At 56.3% G+C, this 21827-nt stretch carries 24 protein-coding genes; 18 read left to right on the plus strand and 6 right to left on the minus strand.

Features of this window, described 5'->3' with window-relative positions:
- Positions 1 to 27: 27 nt before the first annotated feature.
- The 3 genes from gltX (at position 28) to ABJ205_RS10410 (ending at position 2803) form a co-directional block, all read left to right on the plus strand.
- Positions 28 to 1353 (plus strand): glutamate--tRNA ligase, encoded by a 1326-nt coding sequence (gltX, locus tag ABJ205_RS10400; protein WP_348159150.1) that lies wholly within the window; start codon positions 28 to 30, stop codon positions 1351 to 1353.
- A gap of 122 nt (positions 1354 to 1475) precedes the next feature.
- On the plus strand, positions 1476 to 2270 hold the full coding sequence (locus ABJ205_RS10405; RefSeq protein ID WP_348159152.1) for a hypothetical protein: 795 nt from the start codon (positions 1476 to 1478) through the stop codon (positions 2268 to 2270).
- 65 nt (positions 2271 to 2335) lie between these two features.
- A complete protein-coding gene (locus tag ABJ205_RS10410; RefSeq protein ID WP_348159153.1) occupies positions 2336 to 2803 on the plus strand; it encodes a hypothetical protein in 468 nt (155 codons plus the stop codon).
- A gap of 40 nt (positions 2804 to 2843) precedes the next feature.
- Here the strand turns inward: ABJ205_RS10410 and pyk are convergent, their stop codons facing one another.
- The gene (gene pyk / locus ABJ205_RS10415; protein ID WP_348159155.1) at positions 2844 to 4325 is read right to left on the minus strand and encodes a pyruvate kinase; all 1482 of its coding nucleotides are present in this window, start codon (positions 4323 to 4325) and stop codon (positions 2844 to 2846) included.
- Between the two features lie 92 nt (positions 4326 to 4417).
- Here pyk and ABJ205_RS10420 point away from each other — a divergent pair, with 92 nt between their 5' ends.
- A complete protein-coding gene (locus ABJ205_RS10420; RefSeq protein WP_348159157.1) occupies positions 4418 to 4753 on the plus strand; it encodes a DUF1244 domain-containing protein in 336 nt (111 codons plus the stop codon).
- Here ABJ205_RS10420 and ABJ205_RS10425 read toward each other — a convergent pair.
- Positions 4750 to 5922: an adenylate/guanylate cyclase domain-containing protein gene (locus ABJ205_RS10425; protein ID WP_348159158.1), complete on the minus strand. Its 1173-nt coding sequence runs from the start codon at positions 5920 to 5922 to the stop codon at positions 4750 to 4752. The two genes, ABJ205_RS10420 and ABJ205_RS10425, sit on opposite strands and share 4 nt — an antisense overlap.
- A gap of 221 nt (positions 5923 to 6143) precedes the next feature.
- Here ABJ205_RS10425 and ABJ205_RS10430 point away from each other — a divergent pair, with 221 nt between their 5' ends.
- Both ABJ205_RS10430 and ABJ205_RS10435 read left to right on the plus strand, forming a co-directional pair.
- Complete coding sequence (locus tag ABJ205_RS10430; protein ID WP_348159160.1) at positions 6144 to 6380, plus strand: DUF2312 domain-containing protein; 237 nt, start codon at positions 6144 to 6146, stop codon at positions 6378 to 6380.
- Positions 6381 to 6467: 87 nt separating this feature from the next.
- On the plus strand, positions 6468 to 6815 hold the full coding sequence (locus tag ABJ205_RS10435) for a heavy metal-binding domain-containing protein (protein ID WP_348159162.1): 348 nt from the start codon (positions 6468 to 6470) through the stop codon (positions 6813 to 6815).
- On the opposite strand, the gene ABJ205_RS10440 is transcribed toward ABJ205_RS10435, so the two are convergent.
- Positions 6812 to 7603 (minus strand): CPBP family glutamic-type intramembrane protease, encoded by a 792-nt coding sequence (locus ABJ205_RS10440; protein WP_348159163.1) that lies wholly within the window; start codon positions 7601 to 7603, stop codon positions 6812 to 6814. The genes ABJ205_RS10435 and ABJ205_RS10440 overlap by 4 nt on opposite strands.
- A 96-nt stretch (positions 7604 to 7699) precedes the next feature.
- Between ABJ205_RS10440 and ABJ205_RS10445 the strand changes: the two genes are divergently transcribed.
- Both ABJ205_RS10445 and ruvC read left to right on the plus strand, forming a co-directional pair.
- Positions 7700 to 8446, plus strand: coding sequence for a YebC/PmpR family DNA-binding transcriptional regulator (locus tag ABJ205_RS10445; protein WP_348159165.1), 747 nt, complete (start codon positions 7700 to 7702; stop codon positions 8444 to 8446).
- An 89-nt stretch (positions 8447 to 8535) separates the two neighbouring features.
- Positions 8536 to 9006, plus strand: coding sequence for a crossover junction endodeoxyribonuclease RuvC (ruvC, locus tag ABJ205_RS10450; RefSeq protein ID WP_348159167.1), 471 nt, complete (start codon positions 8536 to 8538; stop codon positions 9004 to 9006).
- On the opposite strand, the gene ABJ205_RS10455 is transcribed toward ruvC, so the two are convergent.
- On the minus strand, positions 9003 to 9296 hold the full coding sequence (locus tag ABJ205_RS10455; protein WP_348159169.1) for a hypothetical protein: 294 nt from the start codon (positions 9294 to 9296) through the stop codon (positions 9003 to 9005). The two genes, ruvC and ABJ205_RS10455, sit on opposite strands and share 4 nt — an antisense overlap.
- Positions 9297 to 9477: 181 nt before the next feature.
- Here ABJ205_RS10455 and ABJ205_RS10460 point away from each other — a divergent pair, with 181 nt between their 5' ends.
- From ABJ205_RS10460 to ABJ205_RS10470, 3 genes are read left to right on the plus strand one after another with little or no spacing between them, the layout of a single operon-like run.
- Positions 9478 to 9828, plus strand: a complete 351-nt coding sequence (locus tag ABJ205_RS10460) for an ArsC family reductase (protein ID WP_348159171.1) — start codon at positions 9478 to 9480, stop codon at positions 9826 to 9828.
- Complete coding sequence (locus ABJ205_RS10465) at positions 9807 to 10880, plus strand: glycerophosphodiester phosphodiesterase family protein (RefSeq protein ID WP_348159173.1); 1074 nt, start codon at positions 9807 to 9809, stop codon at positions 10878 to 10880. The genes ABJ205_RS10460 and ABJ205_RS10465 overlap by 22 nt, the downstream gene beginning before the upstream one ends.
- Complete coding sequence (locus ABJ205_RS10470) at positions 10864 to 11307, plus strand: DCC1-like thiol-disulfide oxidoreductase family protein (RefSeq protein ID WP_348159174.1); 444 nt, start codon at positions 10864 to 10866, stop codon at positions 11305 to 11307. Before ABJ205_RS10465 ends, ABJ205_RS10470 begins: the two co-directional genes overlap by 17 nt.
- On the opposite strand, the gene ubiG is transcribed toward ABJ205_RS10470, so the two are convergent.
- Complete coding sequence (gene ubiG / locus ABJ205_RS10475; RefSeq protein WP_348159176.1) at positions 11308 to 12048, minus strand: bifunctional 2-polyprenyl-6-hydroxyphenol methylase/3-demethylubiquinol 3-O-methyltransferase UbiG; 741 nt, start codon at positions 12046 to 12048, stop codon at positions 11308 to 11310.
- A gap of 91 nt (positions 12049 to 12139) precedes the next feature.
- Here ubiG and ABJ205_RS10480 point away from each other — a divergent pair, with 91 nt between their 5' ends.
- The 7 genes from ABJ205_RS10480 (at position 12140) to purU (ending at position 19468) form a co-directional block, all read left to right on the plus strand.
- Positions 12140 to 13396: an aspartate kinase gene (locus ABJ205_RS10480; RefSeq protein WP_348159208.1), complete on the plus strand. Its 1257-nt coding sequence runs from the start codon at positions 12140 to 12142 to the stop codon at positions 13394 to 13396.
- 132 nt (positions 13397 to 13528) lie between these two features.
- A complete protein-coding gene (locus ABJ205_RS10485; RefSeq protein ID WP_348159178.1) occupies positions 13529 to 14233 on the plus strand; it encodes a helix-turn-helix domain-containing protein in 705 nt (234 codons plus the stop codon).
- A 239-nt stretch (positions 14234 to 14472) separates the two neighbouring features.
- Positions 14473 to 15501, plus strand: coding sequence for a GGDEF domain-containing protein (locus ABJ205_RS10490; RefSeq protein WP_348159179.1), 1029 nt, complete (start codon positions 14473 to 14475; stop codon positions 15499 to 15501).
- A 40-nt stretch (positions 15502 to 15541) separates the two neighbouring features.
- Positions 15542 to 16723 (plus strand): formate-dependent phosphoribosylglycinamide formyltransferase, encoded by a 1182-nt coding sequence (gene purT / locus ABJ205_RS10495; RefSeq protein WP_348159180.1) that lies wholly within the window; start codon positions 15542 to 15544, stop codon positions 16721 to 16723.
- A gap of 47 nt (positions 16724 to 16770) precedes the next feature.
- The gene (locus tag ABJ205_RS10500) at positions 16771 to 17781 is read left to right on the plus strand and encodes a nitronate monooxygenase family protein (protein WP_348159182.1); all 1011 of its coding nucleotides are present in this window, start codon (positions 16771 to 16773) and stop codon (positions 17779 to 17781) included.
- A gap of 7 nt (positions 17782 to 17788) precedes the next feature.
- A complete protein-coding gene (locus tag ABJ205_RS10505) occupies positions 17789 to 18604 on the plus strand; it encodes an SDR family NAD(P)-dependent oxidoreductase (RefSeq protein ID WP_348159183.1) in 816 nt (271 codons plus the stop codon).
- 9 nt (positions 18605 to 18613) lie between these two features.
- Entirely contained in the window at positions 18614 to 19468 is an 855-nt protein-coding gene (purU, locus tag ABJ205_RS10510; protein ID WP_348159185.1) for a formyltetrahydrofolate deformylase, read from the plus strand.
- A gap of 92 nt (positions 19469 to 19560) precedes the next feature.
- Here purU and ABJ205_RS10515 read toward each other — a convergent pair whose 3' ends face one another.
- A complete protein-coding gene (locus ABJ205_RS10515) occupies positions 19561 to 21714 on the minus strand; it encodes a PQQ-dependent dehydrogenase, methanol/ethanol family (RefSeq protein ID WP_348159187.1) in 2154 nt (717 codons plus the stop codon).
- Positions 21715 to 21827: the final 113 nt, after the last annotated feature.

A 21827-nucleotide genomic window follows, 5' to 3' on the forward strand; every position in this document is an offset into this window, starting at 1 on the left:
TGCGCGCAGGGCTTTACCGGGGCGCGCATGGTTACAACACGTTTTGCCCCTTCACCCACGGGCCGGCTGCATGTCGGCAATATCCGCACCGCTCTCCACAATTGGATGCTTGCCCAAAACTCTGGGGGCGAGTTTATCTTGCGTATTGATGACACCGATGCAGAGCGTTCGCGCGAAGAATATGTCGAGGCGATCCGAGCTGACCTTAAATGGCTAGGTCTCGATTGGGCTCGCGAAGAACGGCAGTCTACCCGCCTTGATGCCTATGAAGCAGCCTTTACGAAGCTGCGCGATGCTGGCCGGATATACCCTGCTTACGAAACGCAGCAGGAGTTGGAGCTCAAGCGCAAAGTCCTGCTCGGCCGCGGTCTTCCGCCGATTTATGACCGCGGCGCATTGGAGCTCACCGACGAAGAGCGCGCTGCCAAAGAGGCAGAAGGCATTCAGCCGCACTGGCGTTTTAAACTCGACCACGGCGAAGCCATTGAATGGATTGACGGTGTGCGAGGCAAGGCAAAGTTTGATCCCGCAACGCTCAGCGACCCGGTAATCCGCCGGGCCAATGGCTCATGGCTCTATATGCTCCCAAGCACGGTGGACGATGTGGACATGGGGGTGACACAGGTTTTGCGCGGCGAGGACCACGTCTCCAACACCGCTGTTCAAATCCAAATGTTCACCGCCATGGCGGCAACCCCGCCATCCTTCGCGCATGAAGCGCTTTTGGTGGGCACGGAAGGCAAACTGTCGAAGCGCCTTGGCTCGCTTGGCTGCGATGCGTTTCGCGAGAAAGATATTGAGCCTGAGGCGATTATCGCCCTGTTATCGCGCCTCGGCACATCGCTTCCGGTGGAACCGATCGCGGACCGAACGAAGCTGCTGGAAACCTTTGATCTTGGCACCTTTGGGCGTGCGCCTGCCAAGTTTGATGATGCCGATTTGGAGCGGGTTAACACTGCGATTGTTCACGCCATGCCATATGAGGCGGTAAAAGACCGCCTGCCTGACGGTATGGATGAGGCTGGCTGGCATGCGGTGCAGCCTAATGTGGCGACCGTTGGCGAGGTCGCCGAATGGTGGCGCCTTGTCACAGGCCCGATTGAGCAGCCTGAATTCTCCGACGATGACAAAGCCTACCTCGCGCAGGCTGCCGAGAGGCTGACATGGAGTGATGATCCATGGGGAACGCTGACGGGCGCTCTTAAAGAAGCAACAGGGCGCAAGGGCAAGCAATTGTTCCTGCCGCTTCGCCAAGCGCTCACTGGCATGAACCATGGTCCCGACATGGGCGAGCTTATGCCCCTTATTGGCGAAGCTGAGGCAAAAGCACGTCTCTCAAAGGTGGCGGGCTAGTCTTGCTTTAATGCCCGCTATGGTGAGTTTTACATGGCAGGCAATGGACAAACTGTTCCGGCAATATATGGCTGATCCCGGTTCGACTTTCTTGTCGAATGCTTAGGGGACGGAATCGTTAAATGAGTACTATGATTTGCACTTCGCTTGCGGTGGCCTTGACTGCTGCGCCGACGCAACAAGAAACAGTTGAACAAACCACTCAAGAAGTGACCGAAGCGGTACAGGCGGACGAAGCAATCGAAGCGGCCGAGACGGTAGAGGCCGCGTCAGTTATTGCGCCTGCTCCGCTCGCTATTCAGAAAAGAGCTACTGGCAATGCCAAGCTTCCGGCCAACACCGAAGTCCTCTTGAAGATGAACCAGGAAGTCACAACCAAGGGCAAGACATGGTCGGAAGGCGACACCTTTGCCTTGAGCGTAGTGCACGATGTGATGGTGGGCGATTATGTCGTTATTCCCAACGGTGCGCGTGCAACCGGGCGGATTACATGGCTCACCAATAAGGGTATGTTCGGCAAGTCCGGCAAGATGGACATTGAGCTTGAGTATGTGACCGTCAATGGCCGCCGGATCGACCTTGAAGGCACCTATCGTCAGGAAGGAGAGGGCAACACAGTCGCAACGGTAGCGGGCGTGATTGCTGTGCCAATCGCAGGGCTATTTATCACAGGACGCAGCGGACGTATCCCGCAAGGGCGCGAGATGATGGCGACAACAGAGAGTGATATCGAATTGGCTATTCCTGCGAGCGAATTTACTGACAGCAAATCTCCTTTGGCGCCGGTAGGCAGGGCAACCAAAGCATGGGACGATGCTGATAAACCATCAGAAGACGAGGATGCAGTTGAAGGTACTGTTGATGCCGTCACTGATTCTGCTGAAGAGACAGCAGAGGCTGGCGAAGCTGAGGCATAAAACGTGACTTGGGCGGTCGGTCAAATGACATTGACATGACCGCCTAACGGCGCGAACCAGCAGTCATGAAACACAAACTCTACCTTGCCGCGGCGACGGCAGCTCTCCTATTCTCGCAAGGCGCATACGCGAAGTCATCGGAGTGCCCTGATCCAGCGAATGCGCGTGCGGATGTCGAGAAGACTATTTCCCAGTTCTTTGATGCACTGCGCGGAGAAGGCGACATCTCGTTCGAGAGCCTCACCACTGCGAATATGTATTCATTCGACGTGGGGCAGCGGTTTGACGGCAGTGCGCTTGTTGATGTGATCGAGGAGGCACTTGCCCAAGGAGTGGAAATCAATTGGTCGCTGGGACCGATGGATACCAAAGTGCGCTGCGACGTCGCGTGGTCGCAATGGGTGAACACGGGCAGTGCAGGCACGCCGCCTGATGTTAGGCCTGTGAGCTGGTTCGAATCCGCAGTGCTTGTGCATCACGATGGCCGCTGGAAGATCGACTTTTTCCACTCTCAGCGGGCAGCAGAAAACTAAGCGCGCCGATCACAATTGCCAGCATAGGCAGCGCTAGAGGCTAACCTTCATGCTTCTCCAATTCCTTGCCGCTCAAGGTCACAACATGCAGCACATTGGTGCTTCCGCGCGTCCCGAACGGCACGCCTGCAAGCACAATCTGCTTAGATCCCGGCGCGCCAAACCTGTGACGAAGCGCCATGCGTTTGCCTTTGGCTATCATCTCTTCAAAGCTGCCGATGTCTTTTGTCACCACCGCATGGGCCCCCCACAATAAAGCCACGCGCCGCGCGGTTCTGATGCTGGGGGTAAGCACGAGCAGCGGCGTGCTTGGGCGTTCGCGTGATACGCGCCGCGCGGTTGAACCGCTCATAGTAAACACGGTGATCGCGGTGATCGGGACAGTGTCAGCAATGGTCATGCAAGAGTGCGCCAGCGCATCCGACGTGGTCGCATCGGGCTGTGTTTCCAAAAGGCGCACGCGCTCTTTATAGCCGTCATCGTGTTCAATCTTGAGAGCGATTGAATTCATCATCGCCACCGATTCTTCCGGCCAATCACCCGCCGCACTTTCCGCCGACAGCATAACCGCATCCGCGCCGTCATAAACCGCATTGGCAACGTCAGAGACTTCTGCGCGCGTTGGCATGGGACTTTCGATCATGCTTTCGAGCATTTGGGTCGCCACAATAACAGGCTTGCCTTCGCGGCGGGTGGCATTGACGATTTTCTTTTGCAGCGGCGGCACTTCAAAAGGTTCAAGCTCAACACCTAAATCACCGCGCGCGACCATAATGCCGTCGGCCATATCGATGATTTCGGACAGCCGGTTGACCGCCATAGGCTTTTCAATCTTGGCGCATAGGGCGGTGCCCGCACCCTTGTGTTCAGCGATGAGTTTGCGCGCTTCGGCCATGTCTTCGGGACGCTGTACAAACGAAAGCGCGATCCAGTCTGCGCCTTGTTCAACGGCGAAGGCCAAGTCCTTGCGGTCTTTCTCTGTCAGCGCCGGGATCGGCACTTCGGCGTCAGGCACATTCACGCCCTTGCGGTCAGAGATAACCCCGCCGACTTCTGCGGTGCAGAAAATGCGGTTTTCATCCGCCTCTTTGACAACGAGCTTGATCTTGCCGTCATTGATTAAAAGACGCTGGCCGCGCTCCATTATCCCGAACAGTTCGGGGTGGGGCAGGCATACGCGGGTTTCATCGCCCGGTGCCGGATCGTGGTCCAATGTGAAATGCCCCGAATGGCGGATGACCGCGCGGCCTTCTTTGAATTCGCCAACGCGAAGTTTTGGCCCTTGAAGGTCGGCAAGGATTGCGATCGGCCGCGCAAATTCCTTTTCAAGATCACGGATCGCTTTGATCGCTTGCGCATGGTCATCGTGATTGCCGTGGCTCATATTGACCCGAAATGCATCCGCGCCAGCTGTAAACAATTTGCGCAGCATTTCTGGCGAGCGGCTGGCAGGGCCGATGGTCGCCAATATCTTGACCTTGCGCCCGCGTGGGTCGATCCGGGTGTTGTCGCTTTTTGTCATCGCATCATACTTCCCTTGGGCTGATCCATTCACCCAGTTATCTTGTTGATCTGCTATGGCACAGCAAAATTGCAACTCAAGGAAAAGCCCCAATGAATACGAACTCAGCCCTGGAAAAACAGCCGGACCAAGGCGCTCTCGATAAGTTGGACGACGCGATAGCGGCCGCCGCGTTTCGGCGTTTGGTGAGCCATCTTCAGCATCGGCATGATGCGCAGAACATTGAACTGATGGGCCTTGCGGGATTTTGCCGCAATTGCTTGGCAGACTGGATCCGCGATGCAGGCTTTGAAGGCGACAAGGCCGAGGCCCGTGCGGTTATTCATGGAATGCCGATGGAAGAGTGGAAATCGACCCGGCAAAAGCCCGCAACTGACGAGCAATTGGCCGCCATGAAAGCGAGTGTCGCGCTCAATAAAGGGCACTAATCCGTGTTTCCAGCGCTCTTCAACTGGTAGAGTTCGACTTCGCCGTACTTTTTCGGAAGCAACAAACGGCCAACGGAAGTGAATTCACACTCATGGCAATTGTCCATGAGGAGCGCAGCGGCAAAACTCTCCGTGCAATAGACACCGCCAACGGGTGTCACAGGCTCAATCCGCGCTGTGCGATTGACCTCGCCTCCGTACCATAATCGATTGCCGGTAATCCGGTCTGTGCCAACCCATATGGGGCCGTAGTGTAGGCCAAGCCTCATCCCGGCAACAGCGCCCGATGGGACGAGCCCGCGCGGGATGTCAGAGAGCGCGTCCTGCAGTGCGAGCGCGATGGCAGCGGCTTTCCTGGGTTCATCTACGATCGCATAGACCGCATCACCCCAAGTGTTGCGAAACTCCACATGGTCGCCGTGATCGTTCAGTACTTGACCAATACGCCCCATGACGGTGTGCATAAAATCGGGCAATTCGCGTTCGCCTAATCGGGAAAAACCCTTGTAATCGGCAAAGATGATTGAGCGGATTTCACGTTTGGTCCCATCACCAATTTTTGCGCGCTTGGGGAAACGCATATTGCGCGGCACTTTACCCGCCGGGATCGTAATGGTTTGCCGTCCCAGATCCTGCCACAGCTTCATATCAGCCTTGGTTCCGGCCTTTCCGGTGGTAGAAAAGCTTGCAAACTCATCGGAGACAACAGCAATCTGATAAGCCTCGCACCCGCGTTTTTCCGAACGCAGCAACGCCAACCCCATGGCGTAAAGCGTGTTGTAGGCGAATTGGTTGTCATCACCGACATAATCACTCGGCGTTGCAAAGTTGATCGTTTTCGCTGCATTCCGGCAGGCGTAATAACGCTCTGCCCAATCGTGCCCTCCTGATGTCACGCTTTCGTCGATAAAGTCTTCTTCGGCGAAGGGGAGAACGACATTGAGTTCGGCCCCGCGCTTTAACAGTTCTTCGGCGATGACAATATCCGCGCCGCAAGCCAATGGGCCGTATCCAACTGTGACATCAAGTTCGTGGAGATGGTTGCTAATGCGCTGTGCAAGAGATCTTTCAGCGTCGCTCCCCGCATTGAACATATGGCCGCAAAAGACGACCACATTGCCGCTTGCGCCAGCATCAGACGGGACGACTTCAAGCTGTTCAGGCGTCATGCAAGGCTCTCCGCAGCGCGCGCGATTGTATTAGCTTTCATGTCTTCGGCCACTGGCTCACCCCCACTGCATCCAATGTTGGTTCGACCCTACAATATCGTCGCCCTCGCGCAAGCTGTGGGTAGATCAGTGGAGAATGAACAGACTCGAGCTGCAAGCATTGGCGTCTCCTGTTAGGGCTGCGCCAACTGTTCAACCGATTCTTTTGGAGTATCCCGACGATGGCCGAAGCCACCGATGACCGCCTGCGCCTTTTGATTGAGCGCATCGAACGCCTCGAAGAAGAAAAGAAGGGCATCGCCGATGATATTCGCGATGTTTATGCGGAGGCGAAAGCAGTGGGCTATGACACCAAAATCATGCGCCAAGTTATCAAGCTTCGCAAAATGAAGCCTGATGAGCGCTCTGAGCAGGATATGGTGCTTGAGACGTATAAGTCTGCGCTTGGCATGATGTGATCGCTGACCCGGTCAGCGATAGCCACCATTGAATTCCCGCGTTTGTGTATTATCTAATTAATACACTTGGAACAGGGAGATTGTCGAATGGCTGGACCATGGAAAGACGCGCGCGGAGTGCTTGTCACCACTACACCCACGGTGGAGGGGCACCCGATTCAGGAATATTGCGGAATTGTCGTTGGCGAAGTGATCGTTGGCGCAAACCTGTTCCGCGACCTGTTCGCCAATATCCGCGATATCGTGGGCGGGCGCTCGGGCAGCTATGAGCGCATCCTGAAACAAGCGCGCGAAGAGGCGATCGCGGAATTGCAGGCAGAGGCCGCCTCTAAAGGCGCGAACGCGGTTGTCGCGATTGACCTCGACTACGAGGTGGTTGGCGACACCGGTTCGATGCTGATGGTGTCAGCCAGCGGGACTGCGGTTAAGGTCTAACCCAACTGCCCTCCAATGGCTGCAATGCTCAGCGCTGTTGCATTATGCGCTGCGTGGAGAGCAATTGCGGCCCACAGCGCAAAACGCACCCGGACATAGCCTAGCATTGTGCCAAGGATAAGCTGAGGCAAGACCAAAGGCAGCAACACTGTAAGCGAGCCTTCTTCAAAGTTCGCAAGATGGACAAGTGCGAAGGCAATTGTCGAAAGCCAGAAGAACGCCGGGAAGCCCTTTGCAAACCATCCCATGGCAGGATTTTTGCGAAGCACAAAAAGCGCTGTGATCGCAGCAGCAAGCCCGGCAAGCCCAAGCAGTGCCCCACCGACAGGTGTCGACGCTTGAAGAATTGTGGCTCCAATTGCGCCCACTCCCAAGAAGAGCAAAGCCAGAATTGGCCCGGGTCTGCCTGAAAGCCAACCGCGAAATGCGATCTCTTCCATAACCGGTGCGCCGATCACCACCAGCGCGATTATTCCCCAAGTGAACTCCATTCCCGCGAGCGCGGTTTCGGGGATATATACCCCGGCAGCGATCAACGCGCTTGCAACCCCGATCAGGACGAACATCGCCGCCATGTCGAGAGCGTAGATGCGCGCTAAAACCGTAGGAGCACCTTCATTTTGCACGCCCATATCAAGAGTGGGGCGCTTTAGGAATGCGCCAAAGCGCCTCCATTCGTCCATGATGGTCAGGGCCGGTGCCACAAGAGCAGCATCACGCTCGCCTTCGCCAAATGAGGCTTCGATTTCGGCAGCGCCGATTGCTTCGGAGATTGGGGTTGTCGTCATGTTGCTCATGGGGCTAATGCAAGGCCACTAATTCACGCTTAAAAAAAGCGCACAAAAACGCAAAACGACCACATTCTCTGGCAAAAAGAGTTTCCAATGGCTGGCCATTCCAAATTTAAGAACATCATGCACCGCAAGGGTGCGCAGGACAAGAAGCGCTCAAACCTGTTTTCAAAATTGAGCCGCGAAATCACAGTTGCTGCCAAAATGGGCACACCTGATCCGGATATGAACCCGCGCCTGCGCCTTGCGGTCAACACGGCCAAAGGTCAGTCCATGCCCAAGGACAATATCCAGCGTGCGATTGACAAGGCTGCTGCGGCGGACGGCGAGAACTATGAAGAAGTCCGCTACGAAGGCTATGGCCCCGGCGGCAGTGCGATCATCGTTGAAACACTGACCGATAACCGTAACCGAACGGCAACGGCTGTGCGCACTGCATTTAGCAAGAACGGCGGAAATTTGGGCACCGAAGGTTCGGTTGCGCACGGCTTTGAACGTGTCGGTCTGATCGAATACCCCGCGGATGCTGGTGATGAGGACACCGTTCTTGAAGCAGCAATGGAATCTGGCGCCGATGACATTGAATCGTCTGAAGACGGCCACACCATTTGGACCGCTCCTGAAGAACTTCATGGCGTTTCATCCGAACTTGAGAAGGCTTTGGGCGAGGCTAAGGAAGTCAAGCTTGCTTGGAAGCCAAACCTCACCGTCGACATGGACGAAAAAGGCGCAGGCACGCTTCTCAAGCTGATCGACACGCTTGATGATGACGATGATGTTCAGACCGTATGGGGCAATTACGCCATTTCTGACGAGGTGATGGAGAAGCTCGACGCTTGAACAAGCTCGAGCTGCTCTTTCTCACTGCGCTTCTAATGGCATTTGCTCTGGCGATTGCTTGGCGGCTTGGCTGGATAGTGGGGCTTTAAATGGTAATTTTGGGCCTTGATCCGTCGCTGACCTGCACAGGTTGGGGTGTGATCCGAACTGAGGGTTCGCGCCTGACCCATATTGCCAATGGCCAGATCAAAACCAACACCAAGGCACCGATGACAGAGCGTCTGGCGCTTTTGCACAGCGGGATCGCGGGCGTCATCGCGCGGTACGGCCCTGACCGGGCAGCGTGCGAAGAGGTGTTTGTCAATGAGAACCCCAAATCCACGCTTAAGCTTGCTCAGGCGCGCGGAAGTGTCCTGACCGCCTGTGGGAGCGCATCGCTTTACGTGAATGAGCATGCCGCACGGCTGGTCAAGAAGGCGGTTGTTGGGACCGGAAGCGCGGATAAAACGCAGGTCGCAGCGATGATTAAAGTGCTTTTGCCTGGCGCAAAGGTTGCAGGGGCAGATGCAGCAGATGCGTTAGCGGTGGCAATTGCAGATGCGCATTTAGGCCGCGCCTAGACTCCAGCAGATTGGAAGCCGTCGATGGTCTCGCGATCTTCAATGACCGCTTCATTGATATAGAATGCGGTGAAGGCAGCAAAGGAAAGGCCGAAGAGAATCTGTGCGATCGGAAGCCCGCCAAGAACGCTTTCCCCTTTAGCATCGCGGCCCACTCCCGGCTGCGATTTGGCCGATGTGTATACGGCCGCATTATCCCCGGCGCGTGTGCCAGCGGTGGCTGCGACAGGGGTGAAAGCCAGCGTAGCAGCGCCAGCCGCAAGAGCGATTTTTGAAAACGTTTTGGTCATGGTCTTCCTACAAGGTTCAACGCCTCCTTAAGGACAAACACTAAAGGGTCCGTTAAGCCTGATTTATCCGGCGCGAAGAGGGGACGCGGCCTTGTGGCAATTTGCCACTGTTTTCCCCGGGATGCTTGGGGTAAAGAACCACCATTCTGGAAAATCACTCACGTCAAGGACAAGCCCTTCGATGACCATACACTTCTACGGCATTCCCAATTGCGACACCGTCAAGAAGGCGCGCAAATGGCTGGATGCAAAGGGGCTCGACTATACATTCCATGACTATAAGAAAGAAGGCGCTGATGCGGGCAAAGTGACCTCTTGGATCGGTGATAAGGGCGTCGATGTTGTGCTGAACAAGCGCGGCACCACTTTTCGCAAATTGTCCGATGCTGAGAAGGAACAGACGGCCGACAAGGCCAAAGCTGCCCAATTGCTTGTTCAGAACCCCTCTATGATTAAACGACCAATAGTAGAATGCGCCGATGGCATTCTCGTGGGTTTCAAGGAAGATGAATGGTCCGCAAAACTATTGTAAGCGCTCTTGCAGCGCTGCTTATCGTGCCAGCCCCTTTTATGGCTGCTGCTGCACTGGCTGATGGAGGTGATCCCTTGATAATCGCACACAGAGGGGCCAGCGGCGACCGGCCCGAACACACTCTTGCAGCCTATGAGCTGGCGATTGATCAGGGCGCTGATTTTATCGAGCCTGACCTTGTTGTGACTAAGGATCTGGTGCTCGTGTCGCGCCATGAAAACGAGCTGTCGGGCACTACGGATGTGGCAAGCCGTGAGGAGTTCGATCATCTCAAGCGCGAGAAAACCATCGACGGTACACGGGTTGCTGGTTGGTTTGCAGAGGATTTCACTCTTGAAGAGTTGCGCACACTTCGCGCCAAAGAACGTGTGCCTGCCTCACGCCCTGCGAATACGCGGTTTAATGGCCTTTATCAAGTCCCGACCTTTGAAGAGATCGTCAAACTGGTACGCGCCAAAGAGGCGGAGACAGGCCGTAAGATCGGCCTTTACCCCGAACTAAAGCATCCCAATTTCGTGCTTGAGGTGGAGGGCATCGACATGGTCGATCTGGCCTTGCGCGAACTGCGCAATCTGGGGATTGAACCCAGCGATCCGATTTTCATTCAGTGCTTTGAAGTGGGCACGCTTCGCCGCCTTAATCAGCGCAGCGATTATAAACTTATCCAGCTTGTCGCGCCTGATGGAGGTCCGGTGGATGAGCCTGATATGCGCTATGCCGAAATGATCACGCCAAGCGGTTTGGAAGAGATCGCAGCCTATGCCGACGGCATTGGACCGTGGCTTGGACATGTGATTGATCCGCAAAGCATGGCGGCGACGTCTCTTGTGGCGGATGCGCATGGCTTTGGCCTGAAAGTGCACCCGTGGACATTGCGCAAGGAAAACGGCTTCCTGCCCGCAGGGCTCCAAAATGAAGGCGGACCTGCGGCAGATGGAAAGTGGCAGATGTTTTGGCGCGCGGCGCTTGCCAGCGGTGCGGATGGGTTCTTTACTGACAATGTGAAAGAATTTGTCGCTCTCACGGGTCAAGCGGATGAGCCTGAACGCTGACGCCTTCGCGGCGCTGCCGCGTGATAAGCCCATCATCGTCTTCGACGGCGTCTGTGTGCTGTGCACGGTCAATGCGCGTTTTGTGCTTAAGAATGATCGCCAAGGCCGTTTTCGTATGGCCGCAATGCAAGATGCGGCGGGCGCGGCCATTATGCGTCACGCTGGCCTAGACCAGCGCGATCCTACGAGTTTTATCCTGCTCGATGCCAAGGCCGACGGCGGCCGGGTTTGGATGAACAGCGATGCCGTCTTGCATATGTGGTCGCAGCTGGGCTGGCCGTGGCGCACTGGTGTGATTTTTCGCCTTGTCCCGCGTTTTGTCCGCGATCCCATCTACAAGATGATCGCACGCAATCGCTACAAATGGTTTGGGCAGCTCGATGAATGCTGGGTACCGAGCGCTGAGCAAGCTTCGCGTATTCTTTGACTATCTCGCTTTACGCGCGCTCAAAATGTAATTGAGCGCCTCGTCATCGCTAAGGTGCAGACCCTTACCTGGGCGCCATGCAATGCCGCGCCTCTCGGTCACTTCGAAGCCTAGCTCAGTGAGCAATTCTTCCAGTTCCTCTGGCGTGATGAAATCTTCCCAATGGTGCGTGCCTTTCGGGACGTAACCCACAGCCTCCGCCGCCCCCACAAGGAGGACGCGCGAGGCTGCTGTGCGGTTGGGGGTTGAGAGCACTAGCAACCCGCCGGGGGCCAAACGCGCGGCCACATCGCGAAGAAAGGCGCGTTTGTCCGCGACATGTTCAATAACCTCAAGGCTGGTGACTAGATCGAAGGTGCCGATGTCCAACCCCGCGACCTCTCCCAACATATAACGGATATTGAGACCGCCAGCTTCGGCATGGGCACTTGCGGCGGCGACATTGTCACTGGCGGCGTCCACACCGGTTACCTCTGCGCCAAGCCGCGACAGCGGCTCGCACACAAGGCCCGCACCGCAGCCTATATCAAGCGCGGTCTTGCCAGAAAGCGGCCTTATCCCGTGTGTGTCGGTCCCGAAGTGGGCATCGACCGACGAACGAATAAATGCGAGGCGCACCGGGTTTACCTGATGCAGGCTCGCCATTTTTCCCTTCGGGTTCCACCAGTCTTTTGCAAGATCAGCAAAGAAGGCGGCCTCTTCGGGACGGATTGTTACGTCAGATGTGTTTGCGTTTCGCATAGACCCTCGTTAGCAGCGCGAACGGAATGTAACCAGCAGGAGCTTGTCGGTCTTGTCGACACTAGAGCCCAAAATGAAGAAACGTGTGGTCATGAAGTTTGGCGGCACCTCGATGGCGGGGACGGAAAGAATCCGCCGGGTCGCCAATATTGTGCGTGCGCAGGCCGCGAACAATTCGGAGGTTGCCGTCGTCGTTAGTGCGATGGCGGGTGAGACCGATCGTCTTGTGGGTTTCTGCCGCGAAGCAAACGCATTGTATGATCCGGCAGAGTATGACGTGGTCGTCGCCAGCGGAGAGCAAGTGACCAGTGGATTGCTGGCGTTGACGCTGCAATCCTTGGGATGCAAGGCACGCAGCTGGCTCGGCTGGCAAATGCCGATGAAGACAGTCGAGGCCCATGCAAAGGCCCGTGTCTCCACCATCGATGCCCCTGAGATGATCGCTGGCATGGAGGCGGGCGAGATTGCGGTGTGTCCGGGTTTTCAGGGTATTTCCGATGAAGGCCGGGTGACAACGCTTGGGCGCGGAGGCTCTGATACCTCGGCGGTTGCGGTTGCTGCTGCGGTGAAGGCGGACCGCTGTGATATCTATACCGATGTGGACGGGGTCTACACCACTGACCCGCGCATCGTGGCCAAGGCGCGTAAGCTCAAAGCGGTCACTTACGAAGAGATGCTGGAATTGGCCTCGGTGGGCGCAAAGGTCTTGCAAACCCGCTCGGTCGGTCTTGCGATGAAGGCGGGTGTACGCATTCAGGTGCTCTCCAGCTTTGTCGGCGATGACGCCGTCCCGGCTGACGAACTGCCCGGCACTTTGATTGTGTCGGATGAAGAAATGGAACAAATGGTCGAAAGGGGCGAAATGGAACGCCAACTTGTAACCGGAATCGCGCACGACAAAAACGAAGCCAAGGTGACGCTGACCCGCGTGCCGGATAAGCCGGGGGCTGTGGCGGACATCTTTGCGCCGCTCGCGAATGCTTCGATCAATGTCGATATGATTATTCAGAACGTTGGCCGCGATAAGGGTGAAACCGATGTGACCTTCACTGTGCCGGGCGCCGACCTTGCACGTACTCAGGCGCTTTTGGACGATCGGCGCGGCGATATCGGTTTCAATCGGGTCATAACCGATAGCAAAGTCGCGAAGATTTCCGTGGTCGGCGTGGGTATGAAAAGTCATGCGGGCGTCGCCAGCACCATGTTTAGCGCGCTGTCGGATCGCGGGATTAACATTCAAGCGATTTCGACCTCTGAAATTAAGGTCAGCGTTCTGATCGATGAAGATGAAACCGAACTTGCTGTTCGTGTGTTGCACACTGCTTACGGCCTAGACACAGCCGACTAACCCTTGCCCTCATAGGTGGTTTTCAACGCTTGGTCGCATTGGCGTGCGGCCCGGCGCGATTAACCTTGTTTGCTAACCGCGTCTTTACTCTTTTCGCCGGAACGTGAAGCTCCCACATAGGAGCCTTACCCAATGGCGTTGAAAGCCCACCTCGAAACTGTTGAACGCGCCGATGGCATCACTCCAGACGGTCGCAGACACCCACGCCGCGCCTTGAAATTCCAAACGCAAGCCGTTGCAGATGGCGGTCCTCCGGCCAATGTGACGATCCACAATCTCTCAGCAGCAGGCCTGTTGATCGAAACAGACCTGGAGCTGGTCCCGGGCGAAAGATTGGCGATCGGACTGCCCGATGTAGGGCCCGTTGGCGCAGAGATCGTATGGGTGAGCGAGAAATTATACGGCTGCGCGTTTGAACAAGCCCTTGGCGAAGCGGCGCTTGCAGCAACTGAACTACGATCGGAGCCTTTAGGCGCAAGACCGATGCCCAGTGCATCGCCGCAAACGCCTACTCCTTCCTTTGGCCGGTATTCCAAAGGTGCCGAATTTGGAGTCCAGCTCAATCGATTACGCCGCGAACGATCATTGACGCTGGAACAGGTCGCCAATGCCCTTGGGGTTAGCAAGCCAACCGTTTGGGCATGGGAAAAGGGCAAGGCCAAGCCATTGCCGGAACGCATCGCGGGAATCGCTGAAGTCCTGGGTGTTTCCGAAGCGGAGCTTTCTGGTTCTGGCGCCCAAAGCAAGGGTGAAAACCTCGTAGCGGATTGTCGCTTAAGTATCGCTTCGGAATATGCCGTGGACCCGGCCTGTGTTCATATCATGATCGAAATTTGAGGCGATCACGAGTCGCCGAGGTTTCAAAAACACTCTTTGTCTGGCCAGTTTATGGTAAACAAAGAAAGCAATGATTCGTTATTTAGTTCAGTAACTTAACGCAGACTAACGGGCTTTTCGCCTAGTTCGTTGAAACATCGGGATGTTTCTCTGAGAGCCCTTCGCGGCGTTAGTTTACGGGTCGCCTGGATTGACTGCGGATCGTGCGCGGGGCTTGTTTGGAACTAGGGGCTAATTGCATGAAATTGCAAATTCAGAATCGTGTCGATCACACGTTAGGTGGTCGATCACCTGATCTTGCGGATGGGATATTTGTCCGGCTCGATGCAGCAGGCTTTTTCGTTGACGCATCCGCCAATGTTTCGCGATTGGGTATCGATCTGGATGCCCTGTTGGTCATGCCGCATGTGACCGATTTCGTCGCCGCAGATCATCAGCCTAAAGTGGCGAGGTACTTCCAGCAGGTTGTTTCAGCCGAGGGCGGCGAACATGGGGTTCGGTTCCCGGCAAACACGGGCCAATCGAACGAAACCTGCGACGTTGTTGATGCGCCGGCGGTGAACATTGCACAGTGCGAAGACCTTGATTGGTACGATCTCACCTTAACTCGGTTGGACAATGATGCAGGCAAACTGGCCGGAGTGATCGGCACGCTCCAGATTGTCCGCCAACCGATAACCGCCGCGAGTGCAGCCTCGCTTCCAAAATCAAATGATGCCTCCAATGATCCCTTTACCGATCTGGCAGATCGCCGCTCGTTCGTACGCGAACTAACGGGCAGCATCGCGATGAACCAAAACGCCAGCGTCGCAATCCTTGCAATCGACGGCATGCGGGCAATTTTCATGCAATATGGTCAGGCGACCGCTGATGAGATCCGTTGGGGGTTTGCGCGCTTTCTTGAAGCCATGGCTGAACCGCATTTCACGCTCGCACAGATCGATGATGAACGCTTTGGCGTAATCTTGCCGGGCAGGCATTCGGGCGAGGCGAAGGATTGGGCGTGTGAAACGCTCCGAACATTTGCGGGACTGGCTATGGCTGATGACGGACGTAAGCCCGATCTGAGTGCAAGTGCGGGGGTCGCCCGCGTTGAGCTGAGCGCGGAATGGACCATGCGCCAAGCAGAGCTAGGATTGGTGATGGCGCGGGCGGCGGGCGGTATGCAAGCGGCGATTTGCCGGCCGCAATCGACCTTTTCGTGCGGACGGTCGGTGGAGCGAGCGATTGAAACGATTGTAGAGCGAACGGCGAAACGCGCCTCTTAGCCTACTTGGATGCGGGCTTGCCCTGCGTTAGGGTGGGAAGATGTCTTACACTGCAACTATCCTCCTTTTGGGCTCGGGCGAATTGGGCCGCGAATTTGTCATTTCTGCAAAGCGTTTGGGAGCGCGGGTTATTGCGTGTGACGCCTATGACAATGCACCCGCAATGCAGGTGGCTGACGGGCGAGAGGTTTTCTCCATGCTAGACGGAACCGCTCTGCGCGTAGCGACCGAAAAGCATCAACCAGACTTCATCGTGCCCGAGATTGAGGCCATCCGAACCGAAGTCTTGGGGCAGCTCGAAGGCGAGGGGTTCAACATTGTTCCTTCGGCCCGCGCGGCGCAGTTGACCATGAACCGCGATGCGATCCGCGATCTGGCGGCGGGTGAGCTTGGCCTCACCACCTCGCGCTACCGCTATGCGACCAGCCTTGCCGAAGTGCACGCAGCGGCCGAGCATTCCGGTTTCCCTTGTGTGATTAAGCCGGTCATGTCTTCGTCGGGCAAAGGTCAAAGCAAGGTTGAAACCATACAAGAACTTGAAGAGGCTTGGAATTATGCCTGTGCCAATATGCGCGGTGATAGAGCGCGGGTTATCGTCGAAGAGTTTATCGCCTTCGATTATGAGATTACGCTTCTGACGGTTCGCCATAAAGGTGGGATCAGTTTCTGTCCGCCCATTGGCCACCGTCAGGAACGCGGCGATTATCAGGAAAGTTGGCAGCCGGCCGCTATGTCTCAAGGCGCCATTGAAAAAGCGCAGGCGATGGCGGTGAAAGTCGTTGAGGCGCTAAAAGGTGATGGCAAAGGTTGGGGATTGTTCGGTGTCGAATTTTTCGTACGCGGCGATGATGTCATCTTTTCAGAACTCTCTCCGCGACCCCATGATACCGGCATGGTAACGCTCGCGTCACAAGACCTTACAGAATTTGACCTTCACGCACGCGCTATCCTTGGACTTCCCGTGCCGAGCGTGATCGAAGCAACCCCTGCGGCCTCTGCCGTTATTCTTGCGGACCGCGACAGCGAAGACTTTGGCTTTGTGGGCGTGCACGCCGCACTCGCAACCGATGACACTTCGGATGTTCGCATCTTTGGCAAACCCGTCACGCGGCCTTACCGCCGCATGGCCGTTGGCCTTGCGAAAGGCAGCGATACGGACAAAGCGCGAGAGCTGGCCGCCGCTACGGCACGCAAGGTGCGTATCGAATACCATGATGGATGATCGGCACGATTGATCTTTGTGCGCCGTCCCCCTAATCGAGCGATCCTATGATGGATTATTCAAAGACCGCTGCCATGATGCAGCGCGGGACCGAATTTCTTGGCTGTGAAACCGCAATCCTTTGCGGCGCGATGAGTTGGGTGTCTGAACGCAATCTTGTGTCGGCCATGTCCAACGCTGGCGGCTTTGGCGTGATCGCATGCGGTGCGATGACACCTGAATTGCTCGATGCGGAGATCGCGGCCACTAAGGCGATGACGGATAAGCCTTTTGGCGTGAACCTCATCACAATGCACCCGCAGCTTTTCGACCTTATCGAGGTCTGCAAGAAATACGCGGTGGGCCACGTGGTTCTCGCAGGCGGCATCCCGCCCAAAGGTTCAGTTGAGGCGATTAAGGAATTTGGCGGCAAAGTGATCGTCTTTGCGCCGACCCTTGCGCTGGCGAAAAAGCTCCTTCGCTCGGGCGGTGACGCCTTGGTGATCGAAGGGATGGAAGCTGGCGGCCACATAGGCCCTGTTGCGACCAGTGTCCTTGCACAGGAATTCTTGCCCGTTTTGGCGCAAGATCACCTTGTTTTTGTTGCGGGCGGTATTGGCCGGGGCGAAGCGATTGCGAGCTATCTTGAGATGGGCGCTTGTGGGGTGCAATTGGGCACACGCTTTGCCTGCGCAAGTGAAAGTATCGCACACGTTGATTTCAAAAAGGCCTTCTTCCGTGCCAAGGCGCGCGATGCCGATGCCAGCGTTCAGGTTGATCCCCGCTTGCCTGTAATCCCGGTCCGCGCACTTAAGAATAAGGGCACAGAAGAATTCACCAAAAAGCAGATCGAGGTTGCCGGCATGCTTGACCGCGAAGAGGTCGATATGGGCGAGGCGCAATTGCAGATTGAACACTTTTGGGCAGGCGCATTGCGCCGCGCGGTGATCGATGGCGATGTTGAAAACGGTTCGATCATGGCTGGCCAATCGGTTGGCATGGTCACCAAAGAAGAACCCTGCACCGACATCATCACGCAGCTGATGGAACAATGCGAAGAGGCCCTAACCGGACGGTGATCTGCATATGAACGACGCTTCTGCACAAGAATTCCCTTTGCCAAATGCATCAACTGACCTTTCGGGCAGTGTGGCTTTGGTGACAGGGGCATCATCGGGCTTTGGTGAGCGATTTGCCCGCGTTTTGGCGAGCCAAGGCGCATCCGTGGCGCTGTGCGCGCGGCGCATTGATCGGCTGGAGGCGCTTGCGGAAGAGATCAATGCCAAAGCTGGCGAAAATGGCGGCGGTAAGGCGATCGCAATTGCGATGGATGCAACCGATGCAGACGCTTTGGTGAATGCGGTTGAGACGGCGGAGCGCGAGCTTGGTCTTGTCGATATTCTCATCAACAATGCCGGCATCCCCGATGCACAGCGCGCGCATAAGATGGAAATTGAGCTGATCGACCGTGTGCTGGGTGTGAACCTTCGTGCACCTTGGATCTTGTCTTGCGAGGTTGCTCGTAGGCTCCTTGCAGCGAAGAAACCGGGCCGCATCGTCAATATATCTTCGACCGCGCATTACCGCTATGACGGCGGGGGCGCGGCGCTTTATGCAACGACCAAGACCGCCCTGGCGCGCATGACTGAAACGCTGAGCGTTGAATGGGCCTATGCCAATATCAACGTGAATGCGATTTGCCCTGGCATGTTCGTCACCGAAATGACCGATGGCATGTTTGAACGGATTGGCGATCCGCGCCCGATGCTTGCAAGGAAGCGCGTACCAGTGCCAGCAGAGATGGACTCAACGCTGCTTTATCTTGTTGGCCCTGCAAGCGAATGCGTAACGGGCGCTGTCATCAAGGTTGATGACGGCCAATCAGCCCGCATGAGAATGTGATCGAACCCCATGAGTTCTTCCCTTGTTTTGACGCTGACCTGCGCTGACCAAACCGGCATTACCGCGCGTGTGACAGCTTTCCTTTTTGAACGTGGCTGCAACATTTTGGACGCGCAGCAATTTCGCGACGAGACAAGTGATCGCTTTTTCATGCGTGTCGCATTTGACCCGCTTGGGACCACTTCCGATGAACTCCGCACAAGCTTTGCAAGGCTTGGTCAAGAGTATTCCATGGAGTGGAAGATTGTCTCCCAAGACCGTCCACGCCGGGTGATAATCATGGTCTCGAAAGGGGACCATTGTCTGGTTGATCTGCTTTACCGGCTGCGCATGGGTGAGCTCAATATTGAACCTGTGGCGATTGTCTCTAACCACCCGCGTGAGGTGGCCATTCGCACCGATATTGGCGACATCGCATTCCACCATGTCCCGGTAACCAAAGAGACCAAGCCCGAAGCCGAAGCGCGGGTGCGCGCCATCGCTGAAGAAACTGGGGCGGAGCTGGTGGTGCTGGCGCGCTATATGCAAATTTTCTCAGACGAACAGTCGGCCCATTTCGCGGGTCGCTGCATCAACATCCATCACTCCTTCCTCCCGGGTTTCAAAGGCGCAAGGCCGTATCATCAAGCGCATGATCGCGGGGTAAAGATCATCGGAGCAACCGCGCATTTTGTGACCGCTGACCTCGATGAAGGTCCGATCATTCACCAAGATGTGGAACGCATCACCCACGCGGATAATCCGTCGGACTTGGTTCGCAAGGGCCGCGATATAGAGCGCCGCGTGCTTGCCGAAGCGGTGCGTTTATTCGCTGGCGAGCGTGTCTTGATGAATGGCAACCGGACGGTCGTGTTCCGGGGCTAACGGCTAACTTGGCCAGCCTGCATCGCCGGCGCTTTCACCCTTATCCCCGGCACACTTTTGTGCACTCTAATCTTCGGCCAACGCCGCGCTGCCTACTCGGCGCTCGCTGCCTCCAGAGCTTTGTCCTCATTGGCGCGCTGAATGACGTAAGCACGGATCGCCTCAATCTCGTCCTTAGACATTGAATCGGCAAAGCTCACCATGCCGTTGTCTGCAAGGATGCCGTCATGCACGACCGCCTGCCAGCTTGTTGCATTGCCCAGCGTGCCTGAACGTCTGAGGTCCGGCAGTTCGGTTGAGCCCACAGCAGCAGGCGCGTGGCAGACCGCGCAATAACGGGCATACTTGACCTTACCCAATGCGATGGTCTCAGCGCTCGCGCGGCTAGGCGGCGGATCGAGAGGGATATCAACCAAAGCTGGCATATCGGGCAGGGCTGCTTCGCCGCCGATCTTGAACACCAGCAGGCGCGAGATATTGCGCACAGGGGTTTGGTCATTGATCATATGGCCATCTGCCGTAATCGCATAAGCGCCGCCCCATCCGGCCAGGACTGCGACATATTGCTCACCGCCAACCGTGTAGGTGATCGGAGGCGCCACGATCCCGGTTTGCGCGGCAAAGCTCCAGAGCTTTTCACCGGTACCAGAATTGTAAGCGGCAAATTCGCTGGATGAATTGCCTTGGAAGACAAGACCGCCGCCGGTCGCAAGCAATCCGCCATTCCATGGGCCGGGGAACTCAACAGTCCAGCGCGCCTCTTGCGCCACCGGATCCCACGCCATCAGCTTACCTTTGATCGTGCCGTAAAGCCCTTTGCGAATGCCAAGGTCTGGCGGCAAATCGCCTGCGCCCAAATCGAAACCTACGTTAAATCCGCGTGCGCGGTCAGGCTTCCAATCTGCTTCGGGAGCGTAAACCGTCGCAGCCTCGAACGCTGGGATATAGACAAGGCCTTCGCCCGGGTGGAACGCCATCGGGTGCCAATTGTGTCCGCCAAGCGGCCCCGGCATCACGATAGCTGGCTGGCCCGTCTTATCGATCCGCGCCTCTGGGTTGAAAATCGGACGCCCGTTTTCATCAAGACCTTCGGCCCAGTTTTGCGGGATGTATTCTTTGCCAGAGATAAACTCTCCCGTCGCCCGGTCGAGCACATAGAAAAACCCGTTTTTAGGCGCCTGCATCAGGACCTGACGCTGCTCGCCCTCGATTTCCATATCGGCAAGGATGATGTGCTGCGTCGCGGTGTAATCCCATGTTTCGCCCGGGGTGGTCTGATAATGCCAGACATATTCGCCTGTATCGGGCCGGATGGCGACGATGCTGGAGAGGTAGAGGTTATCGCCTTCCCCGGTTCCATCTTCGCCTGGCGATCGGTAAGCGCGGTTCCACGGAGATCCATTGCCAACACCGAAATATAGGAAGTTCAATTCCGGGTCATAGGCCATGGAATCCCATACCGTACCCCCGCCGCCAATCGCATCGGAACCAGCAAGCGCCTCCATGTTCCAAGTTTCAGAAGCAGCTTTTAAGTGTTCAGGGGCATCGTCACCTTCGGTGCCATCGGGAACGGTATAGAACCGCCAAAGCTCAGTTCCGTCATCCACATCATAGGCCGCGATATATCCGCGCACGCCAAATTCTGCCCCGCCATTACCGATGATAACTTTGCCATCAATGATGCGCGGCGCGCCAGTGATGGAATAGGCTTGTTCTTGATCAACGGTGACGACTTCCCAATTGACCTCGCCGCTGTCGCGATCAAGCGACACCAGCCGCCCGTCCAGCGTGCCAAGGAACAGGTCATCACCCCACGCGGCGAGGCCCCGGTTCACCACATCGCAGCATACTTTCACGCCGGTTTCGCCGGGAACCTCTGGATCATAATCCCACAAAGGCTCCCCATTCGTTGCATCAAACGCCCTCACCTTGGACCATGCGGTGGTGAGATACATTTTGCCATCAATCACCAACGGCGTTGCTTCTTGGCCGCGGGCTGTGTCCATATCGGCGAACCACGCAAGACCAAGGTCGCCAACATTGCCTGCATTGATGTTCTCAAGCGGGGAGAAACGCTGTTCGTCATAGGTCCGGCCATGGGTGATCCAATTGGCGTTATCTTCGCCAGCGCCCATCAGCATTTCAGCTGTAATGCCGCCTTCAGCATCACCGGTCATTCCCTCGCAGGACGTCAGACCTAAAGCGCCAAGCGCCAACACAGGCGCAGCCCAAAACAGCTTGTTCATTGTGTTCTCTCCCCGAGGGATTTTTCAGTCCCTTCTTGAAATGCAATCTGCCTTGGATATTGCAGCTTGTCCATGGCGCGCGCATCAGCCTATCAAACGCCTAGACGACAATT

The organism is Erythrobacter sp., from assembly GCF_039988855.1.
Lineage (GTDB): Bacteria > Pseudomonadota > Alphaproteobacteria > Sphingomonadales > Sphingomonadaceae > Erythrobacter.